A 12,463-nucleotide genomic window follows, 5' to 3' on the forward strand; every position below is an offset into this window, starting at 1 on the left:
ACCAGACTGCGCCGATGGTACTATCGCCTAAGCGATGGAAGAGTAGGTCGCCGCCAGGCATTGCAGCCAGTGCGCATAACACGGAAACAAAAACCCATTCACATGTCCTCCTTCCGCCTTGGAAGGACGGTCGCGCATCGATGCGCGTCAATCGCTCCGATCCAGCTATATCTCGATCCGGCAGTTTTGACTGCAAACGGCGCGTTTTCGCGCCCGCCTATCGACATGCCTTACCTTCTCCCTCGCAATGTAGAATTTCACCTGCTTCCCGTTTCTACCGGGTCGGAGGGCACGCTCTTCGTCGCTTGCATCGGATGGGTAGTAAAGTTGCGAAATCAATCGCGTTTCCGTGAAAAGAGTCAAAACTCGTGTAACGGAATTACGCCGGCGAGGATCGTGGATCGTCCGCCGGCGCGCAGGGAAGTAGAGCGAGGCGTCGATCAGACCGGGGCAGTGCCCTGCGGCATCGGCACCGGATCCTTGCGGCTCGGCATCTTCGGATAGTCGGGCCATTCGAGGCCGGTGACGAGATCGGCGATCTTCACCCGCTGGCCGGTCTCGAAGCAGCGGTTGGCTGCCACGCCGACCAGGATCGAGGCTGCGCCGCCGCGTTCATCGGCCGAGCGGAGCAGCGGATCGCGCGCCGCGTCGGGCTCGAAGATGTCGGCGAGCATCACTGCGTCGCCGCCGCCGTGCCCGCCCTCGCCGGTGCGTGGCGCGATCACGCGCGGCGCACCGCGCAACGGGATGACGCGCGTCTGGATGCGGTCATCCTCCTGCTGCCGGCTCGCGCCCGCGGCCAGCGCCTCCTCGACGACGCTGTGCTCGATCCGGCCCTTCGTTCCGTTGAAGGCTACGTGATAGCCTTCCCAGGCGTTGAAGGCGTTGAGCGAATAGGAAAGGGAAGCGCCGCCCGAATAGCCGACGACCACGTTCATCGTGTCTTCGATGTTGATCTCCTCGCGCCACACGCACTGGTCGCGGAAATAGCCATCGTACTTCTCGTTATCGAGGTAGAGCGCCTTGAGGCCCGGATCGCCGCCGATGTCGAAATAGAAGCTGCACTTGTCCTTCTCCGGACAGGTGCGGCACCGCTGGTGCGGCCCTTGCAACCCCATCCGCCGTGCGGTTGCAGGCGTGTAGAACTCGCGCTTGCCCATTGCCGTCACGCTGACCGGGAGGTCGGAAAGCCACCAGTTGACCAGGTCGAAATGATGCGTGGCCTTGTGCACCATCAGCCCGCCCGAGACCGCCTTGTTCGAGTGCCAGCGGCGGAAATAGTCGGCACCATGGACGGTGTTGAGCAGCCATTGGAAATCGACCGACAGCACGTCGCCGATCTCGCCTGCCATCAGCAGCTCCTTGATCTGCGTGCGGAAGGGCGAATAGCGATAGTTGAAGGTCACGCGGATGTGCCGGCCGCTGCGCTTGACGGCGTCGAGGATGCGCTGCGCCTTTTCCGCGGTGGTGGTCATGGGCTTCTCGGTGATGACGTCGCAGCCGGCATCGAGCGCACGGACGATATATTCGTCGTGGAACGCGTCGGGCGTGGTGATGATCACGGCGTCCGGCTTCTGCTCGCGGATCATCTTGTCGAAGTCGATCGCGAGATAAGGCCTGGGCGCTTTGGCACCGGCCTGGGCGGCGCGTGCAGCGACATAGTCGAGCCGTCCGGGATTGACGTCGCACGTGGCGACGAGCTCGGCAGCGCCCTTGTGCGGCCCCCAGATAGCGTTCTGGAACATCCGTGCGCGGCTACCGCAGCCTATGCTTGCATAACGCTTGCGTCCGGGTGCTGCCGCCATCGCAGGCGCCCCCTCCAGCGCCGCAGCGGTGGCCATACCGGCGGCAAGGCCCTTCATCACGTCACGACGGCCAACGGCCGTTCCTTCGGAAGCCTGCATCCTCTATCCCCAAGCTGGCGAGCCTTGCCCTGTCCAGCTTCGTTTGTAGCAGGGACTCCAACATGCGCAATCGTTCGTCACATTATGGGAGAAGCGTTGCGACGAACAGCGCTGCACGATTTGACGTGGATCATCTCATCTCATAATACACGGTTCCAGAATATAGAACGCCGACATTGCCTGCGTGCGATGAGGAAGCAAAGGAGGGGAAATGGAGGGGGTGTTGTTTATTGATGCGCATGTTCACCTCTGGGAGCTTTCGCGCATTCGATATCCCTGGCTGACGCCTCCCTTCTCCGAGGAGGGGCCCAACGGCAGCGTCGAGGCGATTGCCGCGCCTTATCTGCTCGACGACTATCGCCGCGAGTCCGCGAACTGGAACGTCGTCGGCATGGTGCATGTCGATGCGGGCGCCGACGCGGCGCAGGCGCTCGACGAGACCGACTGGCTGCAGGACCTGGCCGACCGCGAGGCCATGCCCAACGCCATCGTCGCCTTCGCGGCGCTCGATGACCCCGGAGCCGACGCGCTGCTGGCCGAGCACGCGCGACGGCCCAACGTCCGCGGCATCCGCCACATCGTCAACTGGCACCGCGACCCGCGCCGCACCTATACGCCGCGCGACCTGACGCAGGACGAAGCCTGGCAGGCCGGCTTCGCGCTGCTCGGCAGGCACGGGCTCTCCTTCGACCTCCAGGCCTATCCCGGCCAGTTCGCCGGCCTCGCCGCGCTGATCCAGCGCCATCCGGAAATCCCGGTGATCATCAACCACGCCGGCATGGGCATCGACGGCGAGGAGGAATGGCGCAGCGGCATGAAGGCGCTGGCGGCGCTTCCCAATGTATCGGTGAAGATTTCCGGCATGGGCTTCGCGTTCCGCCCGCTCGATGCCCAGGCGGTGCGCGCGCGCACGCTGGCGACGATCGACCTGTTCGGCACCGACCGAGCGATGTTCGCGAGCGACTTCCCGACCGACCGGCTCTTCGGCAGTTTCGACGCGACGCTGTCGATGCTCGCCGACGCGGTATCCGACTTCACCGAGGCGGAGCGCCGGTCGCTCTTCGCCCGCAACGCAAATCGCATCTACCGGCTCGCGCTGGACGTCTGAGGAGACAAGGTTTGACCGCTGGCGAAGAGAACAACTGGCGCAACACCATCCTGGCGGGTCTGGCCAACTACATCGACGCGGGATCGATCGTCGCCGGATCGGTGGCGCTCGCGCTGTGGAAGCACGAATATGGGCTGAGCGACACCTTCATCGGCCTGATCGGCGCATTCAGCGCGAACGCGATCTCGGCCGGCGTCGGGGCGCTGATCGGCGGAATCCTCTGCGACAAGTTCGGCCGCAAGAAGATCTACCAGTACGACATGCTGTTCTACGCGTTCGGCATGCTGTTCCTGGTCTTCGCCAGCGCGCCGTGGATGATCGTGCTCGGCTTCGTGCTGGTGGGGCTCGCGGTAGGCGCGGACATACCCGCCTCCTGGTCGCTGATCGCCGAGCAGGCGCCGGACAAGAAGCGCGGGGCGCACTCCGGCGTGGCGCAGCTGCTCTGGTATCTGGGCCCGGTGGCGGTGCTGGTCTCCGCCTATTTCCTCCAGCCCTGGGGAATCACGGGGGTGCGCTGGCTGTTCGCGCACCTCGCGGTTCTCGCGATCGGACTGACCTTCCTGCGCTCGCGCATGCAGGAATCGAAGCGTTGGGAAGAAAGCCAGGCGGAAAGCGGGGGCAAGGCACTGCGCGAGAACTGGCGCGCGCTGTTCAGCCCGGCCTATCTGGGATCGATGGTTTTCCTCGCCGCCATGTACGGCCTGTGGAACCTGTGGGCAGGCTATAACGGCTTCTTCACGCCCTATCTGATCGAGCAGAACAACCTGCCGGCCTGGACCGCGACGATGCTGCCGGCGAGCTATTTCCTGATCGGCATGTTCTCGATCCTGGGCATCTTCATGACGCTGTCCGACAAGGTCAACCAGCGGACGCTGTTCGGCATCTCGGCCGTGCTGCACGTCGTGGGCATGGCGCTGCTGGCGATCTTCGGGTTCAAGCTCGAGGTCGTCATCGCGCACATCGTGATCATGGGCATCGCCGGCGGGTTCGGCGCGCAGAGCTTTTTCCAGCTCTGGTCGGCCGAGCTCTTCCCGACCGCGATCCGATCGACGGCGCAGGGCGCCACCTTTGCGATCGTGCGCGTCGGGCTTGGTATCTGGAGCTTGGCGGTACCGACGCTCGCCGCCTATGATTTCACCACGCTCGCCTGGATCCTTACCGGCTTCCTGGCCGCTTCCGGCGTGATCGGGATGATCTGGGCGCCGCGCAACGAAGGCAAGTCGCTCGAGCAGATCGAGGCCGAACGGGCCGCATAGCTCGAAGCCCTGGGAGGCCCTATGGAATCGGGGTGCGTTCCTTGCGCGCCCCGACGATCACCGATGCGGCGATACCCGCCAAGATCAGCGCCATTCCGGCAAGATGATAGCCGTGGAGCGGCTCGCCGAGCGTCGCCGCGGCCAGAAAACCGCCGAACAGCGGCATGAGCGTGATCGCCTGTCCTGATTTCGCCGCGCCGACTGAAGCGACCGCCGCATTGAACAGCGCATAGGCGATCACCGAGGGGAATACCGCCACATAGGCGACCGCGGCGATCGTCTCCGGCCGCCAGCGGATCGCGACGATCTCCCTCCATTCGGTAGCGGCGAGCGGCAGCATCGTCAGCACGCCGATCGCGAAGGTCACCCACAGAAAGCCTTGCGGATGGAGTTGTGGGCGTAGCTTGAGGAGAGCGGTGTAGAACGACCACGAAAGCACGCCGCACAGAATCAGTGCGTCGCCGCGATTGAACGCCACACGCGCAAGCGCCGACGTATCGCCACGAAAAACGATGACGAGCACCCCCAGAGTCGAGAGCGTTACACCTGCGACGCTGGCTGCGGCGGGGCGGATGCGGAAGAGGGCGAGGTCGACCGTTAATACCAGCGCCGGGATCGCCGCCTGGAGCAGCATCCCGTTGCTCGCAGTCGTGTAGCGCAGCCCCGAATAGAGGAAGGCATTGAAGGCGGCGACGCCGAGCAGGCCCAGCAGCAGGATGCGCGACCACCCGCGCGCGATCGCCGCGCGCTCGGCCACCACATGGCGTAGCGCGAAGGGGCTCACGATCAACAGCGCGCCGGTCCAGCGCAGCAGCGCCAGCGTGAGCGGAGGAATATCGGCACGCACCGCGCGCGCCACGATCGTATTGCCCGCCCAGAGCAGCATCACGACTGCGAGCATGACATAGGCGGCGGTTTGCGGACGGGGCCTGGGCATGCGGCTCCCAATGCGCAGTTTCTCGGCCGAAGGCGAGGGGTCAGGTGCTTGAATCACGGGAGAATCACGGGCGATTCTTGAAACCGGTTGCACGCGAATCCTGGAACCGGTTTCTCTCATATAGTGGAATCTAAGTCGAATTAGCTGACAATTAATGGTGTGACGAGCGCGCAACAGTCCGCTCATTTGTGCGGCGCACAATTGTCCGCAAGTAAATGAAGTATAGGTGGAATATCCGTTTGTCGAAATAGCGTACAGTTTGCCGCTTGCATGTTGACAACGCAGGACAGGGTGATAGCGTTAACATCGACGGCGAAAGATCGTCTCGAGACAGCCAGAGCGCGTGCCCAGCATCGCGTCAGTGAGGAGGGGAGATATGAGAAACCTAGGGCGGACATCCATTTTTGCGCGTTCGGCATCTGCGGCAGCGATCGCAGCCTGCTTCCTGACGCCCAGCCTAGCGGCGGCGCAGGTTGCTGAGGGCGCACAGGCGCAGGCAGACGAACCCGCCGAGGATCAGGCGACCGACGAAGTTGTCGTCACCGGTATTCGCGCTTCGCTCGACCAAGCGATCGCAATCAAGCGCAATTCCGCCGGCGTTGTCGACGCGATCTCGGCCGAGGACATCGGCAAGTTTCCCGACACGAACCTGGCCGAGTCGCTGCAGCGTATCACCGGCGTGTCGATCACGCGCGCCAATGGCGAAGGCTCGCAGGTGGCGGTCCGCGGCTTCAGCGGCGGCTTCAACCTGGTGACTCTGAACGGCCGCCAACTTCCGTCAACCAGCATCGACACGAGCACCGGCAACGCCTTCGCGCGTGGCACCGGTCGCTCGTTCGACTTCCAGAACCTCGCGTCGGAGGGCGTCTCCAGGCTGGAAGTGTACAAGACGGGCCGCGCTAACATCCCTTCGGGTGGCATCGGGGCAGCGATCAACGTCGTCACGCGTCGTCCGCTTGAGTCGAGCGAGGACGGCCTGTCAGGGTCGATCGGCGCCAAGGCGCTCTATGACACTACTGTCGAGGATGCCGAGGGCGATCTGAGCAAGATCACGCCCGAAGTCTCCGGCTTGATCAACTGGAAGAACGAGGCTGAGACCTTCGGCGTCACGGTGTTCGGCAGCTATCAGCTGCGTGAGTCGACATCGATTCAGTCCAATCCGAATTACTGGAATATTGTGCCCCTGGCCGATTTCCTCAACACGGAGGGGCCGTACATCAGCCCCACGACGAACATTACGAACACTCCGACGACTCCGTATGTCCAGATCCCGAACGACAGCCGCTATCAGTTCTCGGAGAACCGCCGCGAGCGCCTGAACGGCCAGGCGGTCATTCAGTTCAAGCCGATGGATAGCCTGGAGATTACAGTCGACGGTCTCTATGCCCGGAACACGCTGAGCGACGAACGTAGCGAGCAGACCAACTGGTTCCAGCGGCCGTTTACCGACGTTACCTTCGACGACAACGAGCACATGCAGAGCGCTGTCATCCTGGCAGAGGCTGTGCAGGCGGATAAGGGGTATGAGCAACAGCGATTTGCCACTGATACCGAACTCTATGCGATCGGCGGCAACGTCAAATGGAACTTCACCGACGCCCTCTCGCTGACGCTCGACGCGAACCATTCAAAATCCACGACCAGCCCTGACAATGCGAACGGCTCGTCCGCGACGACGATCTCGATCGGTGCGCCGGTCCGCTCGACTCACCGCGTCGATTACACCACCGGATTCCCGCAGCAGTCGGAGACGATCAACGACTGCCCAGCGACGAACGGTGGCCGTGGCGGCAACTGCAATGGCTTGCTCGATATCGGCGATATGGGAACGCAGATCGCGCGTACGATCACCTCGGAGCAGGAAGCGCGTATCAACCAGTATAGCGCGGAATTCGACTGGGATCTGGGCGAAGGGAGCCGCTTCAGCTTCGGCGGCGACTATGTCGATTCGAAGATGCGGTCGACGACTTCCAACACGCAGCAGATGTTGGGCGATTGGGGCATCACCGATACCGGTCTGGTGAGCCAGATGGCTGGCGATCTCGTCAAGACCTTCTGCATGACCTGCAAGTTCGACCGCTATAATCCGAATTCGACCGGGTCGTCGCTCGTCGCATTCCGCGGGGATGCCGTCGAACTCCTCGACATCTTCTCCCCCTTCTACGTGAACCAGCCTGGCAGGGGTATCGCGCTGCAGGGCACGGCGGACGATACGGTGGGCGAGAAGACCTGGGCGGTCTTCGGCCAGCTGGCATGGGCCGGCGAAATCGCCGGACGTCGTGCGAACGCACTGATCGGTGTCCGCTACGAGCAGACCCGAGTGACTTCAATCGCAGTCCAGTCGGTGCCGCAGGCGATCCGCTGGGCGGCCGATAACGATCTCTACGTTGACGGCGGCCCTGCCGGTGACAGCGTGACCGTCAAGGCGAAGTACGACAATCTGCTGCCGTCACTCGATTTCAACATCGAAGTGCTCGACAATGTGATTGCGCGTACTTCGTTCAGCCAGACGCTGGCTCGCGCGGATTACGGCAACCTGTTCGCGTCGGTCACGGCAAACGCCCCGAACCGTCCCACGGCGCTGGGTGCGGCAGCCGCGCCCGCGACTGTGCAGGATCCGGGGCTGTTGCCGCTGGAGTCGGACAATTTCGACGTGTCGCTCGAGTGGTACTATAAGCCTTCCAGCTTCGTCTCGATCGGCTTCTTCAACAAGAACGTCCGTAACTTCATCGGCACGCAGGTTACCGAAGGGAGTCTGTTCGGGCTGCGCGACCCGAGCTCGGGCGCTGCAGGCACGCTTTCGGGCATCGCGCTGGATTATCTCCGGACCAACGGCATCCCGGTGAGCGACATCAACCTGTTCGCCTACACTGCGCTTCTGCAGCAGAACAACGGGAACCAGGCCGCCGCGACGGCTGCCTTCCAGGCCAATTACACGCCGGGCGTGGGCCTCGGCACGGCGTTCTACAATAACCTCGCCACGGCGGTGGATATCGTCGCCGGTCCGAACGATCCGCTGTTCAACTTCGCGATCACCAGCCCGGTCAACAACCGCGAAGGCAACATCCACGGTTTCGAATTCGCCTGGACGCACTTCTTCGGGGAGACAGGCTTCGGCTTCTCGGCATCGTACACGATGGTGTCCGGCGACGTGAACGTGGACCCCTATGCGGATCCGAACGTCAACGTCTTCGCACTGACCGGTCTGGGTGACAGTGCGAACCTGACCGCGATCTACGACAAGGGAGGCCTTTCGGCTCGCGTGTCGTACAACTGGCGCGACAAATATCTGTCGGCAGTCAACCAAGGCGGCAACCGCAACCCGCTGTTCACCGACAGCTTCGGAACGCTGGACGCGAACATCAGCTACGACATCACGCCCGAGTTCGCGGTGTCGTTCGAGGCGGTCAATCTGACGAGCGAGCCGTTCCGTCAATATGCCCGCACCGAGACCAACCTGGTGTATGTGCAGGAGCTCAAGCCGCGCTTCTGGCTCGGCGCGCGCTATCGCTTCTGAACCGAATTCGGGAGGGAGCCATTGGCTCCCTCCCGGAAAAGGGGGAGAAGGGTCGCTGCGCTGAGCAGCGGCCTTTTTCTTTTTTGTCGATCGCGTGGCGCTGCTAGACCTGAGCAGAAACAGGATCGGAGCGAATGAACCCTGTACAGATCAACAATATCGATCATGCAGATCTGCGCGTCAGCCCAAGAGCGGGCGTCGAATTCGGCGACGCTACCAATCAGGCGCTCGTGTTCCCCGCCGAGTTCGAGGAACTGCAACGCGAGTTCGCAATCATATTCCGGCGTCGCGAGAACGGACTCCAGGCATATGCACTTCTGGGACTTGACCGCGGCGAAAACCTGTTCCTGTCTGGCGACCGATGGGCGAGCCGCTATGTGCCCGCCATGCATCGGCGCGGTCCGTTTTCGATCGGTATCGCGCGGACGTCCGCCGACGGAGCGCCTGGCGAGCCGATGATCCACGTCGATATCGACGATCCGCGCGTCGGCGACGCTAACGGTCTGCCGCTGTTCCTCGAGCATGGTGGTAATGCGCTCTATCTCGACCATATTTCCAATGTGCTGCGGTTGCTTTATCAAGAGATGGAAAGCGCCCCGGGCTTCTATGCTGCGCTCGATGAAGCGGGGCTGCTGACTCCAGTGACGCTCACCGTCGACGTGAGCGAGGATCGCCGGTACACCGTGCCAGACGTGCTCGTGATCGACGTCGAGCGGCTCGCCGCCCTCACCGGCGAGCCGCTGGAGCGGCTGCACCGTTCGGGCATGTTGCGCCTTGCCATTCTGGCCGCGGCATCGCTCGGCAACGTCCAGCAGCTGATTGCACGCAAGCAAAAGCTGCTGGAGCCAACCGGCTGATCGCGATGCCTGACGTCACTCGCCGCACGCGCGTGATCGAGGGGGCGGACGCACGCAGCCTGCCGGTGGCCGATCTCATCGCCGATGGCCGCCCCGCGATCTTGCGCGGGATTGCGCGCGACGTGCCGCTGGTGGCTGTCGGGCTCGAAGGCCCCGCCTCCGCGATTGCCTGGCTCAAGCAATTCGACGGCGGCCGTCCCGTCACCGCCTATGTTGGCGATCCGGCGATCGGGGGCCGTTTCGGGTATACCGAGGATTGCACCGCGCTCAATTTCGCGAGGGAGCGCGGGCCGCTGTCCGGCTATCTGGACCAGATTCTCGCCGGCCTGGGAGACCCCGATGCACCGGCGATCTATATCGGCTCCACAGATATCGATCAGTATCTGCCGGGCCTTCGCGCGCAGGCTGCATTGCCATTCGGGGATCCGCAACTGGTGGAATATCCGCCGTTGGTCAGTATCTGGATCGGCAACCGGACCACTGCGCGCGCGCACTTCGACATGTCGAACAACATCGCGGTCACATTGGTCGGGCATCGGCGCTTCACGCTGTTTCCGCCCGATCAGGTCGCCAATCTCTATCCCGGCCCGTTCGATCTGACGCCTGCCGGCCAAGTCGTCTCTATGGTCGATTTCGACGCACCCGACCTCGCCCGATATCCGGGCTTCGCCGAGGCGCTTGCGGCAGCCGAGGTGGCGGAGATGGAGCCGGGCGACGCGCTGATCTACCCGGCTCTGTGGTGGCATCAGGTCGAGGCGCTCGATCCGTTCAACGCGATGATCAATTATTGGTGGAACACTTCGCCGAGCTTCATCGATACTCCCCATACGACCTTGCTCCACGCGCTGCTGAGCCTGCGCGATCGTCCGGAGCATGAGAAGTGCGGGTGGAAGGCATTGTTCGACTATTACATCTTCGGGCCTGCCGATCGCGCGGGCGCGCACCTTCCCGAACATGCTCGCGGACAGCTCGGTGTGCTCGATGAAATCGCAGCGCGGCGGCTGCGCGCGCAACTCCTGAACAGGTTGAATCGATGAGCGAACAGATCGTCAAGCGCGTCGTCATCGCCGGTGGCGGCACTGCCGGATGGGTCGCGGCGGCAGCGCTGGTGAAGCAACTTGGACCGCTGATCGAGATCACGCTGATCGAATCGGACGAGATCGGCACCGTCGGCGTCGGGGAATCGACAATCCCCACCTCACGCAGCTTTCACACGCTGCTGGGCATCAACGAGCCTGTTTTCATGCGCGAGACCCAGGCGACGTTCAAACTCGGGATCGCGTTCGAGAACTGGGGAGGGGAGGGGGATCGCTATATCCACTCGTTCGGCCAAATCGGCCGCAAATCGACCTGGATGGCGGATTTTCACCACTTCTGGCTCGGCGCGCGCGAACAGGGTTTCGGTGGCGACCTGGCCGATTATTGCTTCGAGCTGCAGGCGGGCGAGGCGGAGAAGTTCTTCTGCGGCGAAGGTGCCGAGATCAACTACGCCTATCATCTCGACGCCACTGCCTATGCACGCTTCCTCCGCCGCCTTGCCGAGCCGGCAGGCGTCAGGCGCGTCGAAGGCAAGATCGCCCGCGTCGAGCAGGATGGAGGCAGCGGCTTCATCGAGGCGCTGGTGCTCGAATCCGGGGAGCGCGTCGAAGGCGATCTGTTCGTCGACTGTACCGGCTTCCGCGCGCTGCTGATCGAGCAGACGCTCGAGACCGGGTTCGAGGACTGGACCCATTGGCTCGCGACCGACAGCGCCTATGCCGTGCAGACGCGCTCGACCGGGCCCGCGGTGCCCTATACCCGCGCGATCGCGCACGAAGCCGGCTGGCGCTGGCGCATCCCGCTCCAGCACCGGGTGGGCAACGGCCTGGTCTATTCGAGCCAGTTCATGTCCGACGAGGAGGCCAAAGCGAAGCTGCTGCGCGAGATCGACGGCGAACCGCTGATCGAGCCCCGGCTGATCCGCTACCGAACCGGCCGCCGCCGCAAGGCGTGGAACCGCAACTGCATTGCGCTGGGCCTGTCGAGCGGATTCATCGAGCCGCTCGAATCGACCAGCATCCATCTGTTCAAGGTTGCGGTGACCCGGCTGATCCAGCTCTTCCCGTTCGGTGGAGTGAACGAGGCCGTGGTGGAGCGCTTCAACCAGCTCTCCGCGCGCGAGCTTGAGGGCATCCGCGATTTCATCATCCTTCACTACCACCTGACCGAGCGCGACGATTCGCCCTTCTGGCAGCGCTGCCGGACGATGGAGATACCGGATACGCTGGCCGAGCGGATCGCGCTGTTTCGGGACGGTGCCCAGGCCTATCAGGCTTCGGACGACCTGTTCCGCGTCGATTCCTGGGTGCAGGTGCTGATGGGGCAGCGGCTTCGCCCGCGCAGCTTCCATCAGCTCGCACGGATGATGCCGGCGGATCAGCTGCGCGGGGCGCTCGACAAGCTCAGGGCCGATATCGGCGCCGCGGTGGCGCGGATGCCGGCCCATGAGCAGTTCCTTCGCGAATATTGCGCGGCACCCGCCGACTGAAGGGGAACGCCGCGCGCCGTGCTTATTCGGCGGGCTGCGCCTCGTTGCCGCCCTCGTCGCGCGAGACGCGTGCGGTCATGCCTGTCGCGGCAGCGTCGTCCTGGACCTGCTCGGTCGGGGCGATTTCCGGTGCGGGCGCGGCGATCGCGTCTGTAGCGGTGTTGTCGATCCGCGCGGCGGGCGGCGCTTCCTCGGGAAGCTCGGTCATGTTCCCCGGCTCGGGGATCGTCATGGTCTCGACATTGCTCGGTGCGGGCTGCTCCTCGTCGGCGCCGCCTCCGCAGGCGGCGAGAGCGAGTGCTGCGCTAGCGGCGGCGGCGAGGTGTGCGATGCGCTTGATATTCAACGGTTCCTCCC

General features: G+C 63.7%; 9 protein-coding genes. 6 read left to right on the forward strand and 3 right to left on the reverse strand.

Annotated features, from left to right (window positions below):
* Window positions 1-440 precede the first annotated feature (440 nt).
* The gene (locus tag ACMGDH_RS18040; protein ID WP_436829373.1) at window positions 441-1,904 is read right to left on the reverse strand and encodes a Gfo/Idh/MocA family protein; all 1,464 of its coding nucleotides are present in this window, start codon (window positions 1,902-1,904) and stop codon (window positions 441-443) included.
* Window positions 1,905-2,115: 211 nt separating this feature from the next.
* Between ACMGDH_RS18040 and ACMGDH_RS18045 the strand changes: the two genes are divergently transcribed.
* Window positions 2,116-3,012: an amidohydrolase family protein gene (locus ACMGDH_RS18045; protein ID WP_436829374.1), complete on the forward strand. Its 897-nt coding sequence runs from the start codon at window positions 2,116-2,118 to the stop codon at window positions 3,010-3,012.
* A gap of 11 nt (window positions 3,013-3,023) precedes the next feature.
* Window positions 3,024-4,268 carry an MFS transporter gene (locus tag ACMGDH_RS18050; RefSeq protein WP_436829375.1) on the forward strand — a complete coding sequence of 415 codons (1,245 nt, stop codon included), beginning with the start codon at window positions 3,024-3,026 and terminating at the stop codon, window positions 4,266-4,268.
* Window positions 4,269-4,287: 19 nt separating this feature from the next.
* Here ACMGDH_RS18050 and ACMGDH_RS18055 read toward each other — a convergent pair whose 3' ends face one another.
* The gene (locus ACMGDH_RS18055; protein ID WP_436829376.1) at window positions 4,288-5,205 is read right to left on the reverse strand and encodes a DMT family transporter; all 918 of its coding nucleotides are present in this window, start codon (window positions 5,203-5,205) and stop codon (window positions 4,288-4,290) included.
* Between the two features lie 376 nt (window positions 5,206-5,581).
* Here ACMGDH_RS18055 and ACMGDH_RS18060 point away from each other — a divergent pair, with 376 nt between their 5' ends.
* The 4 genes from ACMGDH_RS18060 to ACMGDH_RS18075 all read left to right on the forward strand — a co-directional run bounded on the left by ACMGDH_RS18060 (window position 5,582) and on the right by ACMGDH_RS18075 (window position 12,106).
* A complete protein-coding gene (locus ACMGDH_RS18060; RefSeq protein WP_436829377.1) occupies window positions 5,582-8,722 on the forward strand; it encodes a TonB-dependent receptor in 3,141 nt (1,046 codons plus the stop codon).
* Window positions 8,723-8,856: 134 nt separating this feature from the next.
* A complete protein-coding gene (locus ACMGDH_RS18065; RefSeq protein ID WP_436829378.1) occupies window positions 8,857-9,579 on the forward strand; it encodes a SapC family protein in 723 nt (240 codons plus the stop codon).
* Between the two features lie 5 nt (window positions 9,580-9,584).
* On the forward strand, window positions 9,585-10,616 hold the full coding sequence (locus ACMGDH_RS18070) for a cupin-like domain-containing protein (protein WP_436829379.1): 1,032 nt from the start codon (window positions 9,585-9,587) through the stop codon (window positions 10,614-10,616).
* On the forward strand, window positions 10,613-12,106 hold the full coding sequence (locus ACMGDH_RS18075; protein WP_436829380.1) for a tryptophan halogenase family protein: 1,494 nt from the start codon (window positions 10,613-10,615) through the stop codon (window positions 12,104-12,106). The genes ACMGDH_RS18070 and ACMGDH_RS18075 overlap by 4 nt, the downstream gene beginning before the upstream one ends.
* A gap of 22 nt (window positions 12,107-12,128) precedes the next feature.
* On the opposite strand, the gene ACMGDH_RS18080 is transcribed toward ACMGDH_RS18075, so the two are convergent.
* On the reverse strand, window positions 12,129-12,452 hold the full coding sequence (locus tag ACMGDH_RS18080; protein ID WP_436829381.1) for a hypothetical protein: 324 nt from the start codon (window positions 12,450-12,452) through the stop codon (window positions 12,129-12,131).
* Window positions 12,453-12,463 lie beyond the last annotated feature (11 nt).

The organism is Sphingomonas radicis, from assembly GCF_051400635.1.
Lineage (GTDB): Bacteria > Pseudomonadota > Alphaproteobacteria > Sphingomonadales > Sphingomonadaceae > Sphingomonas.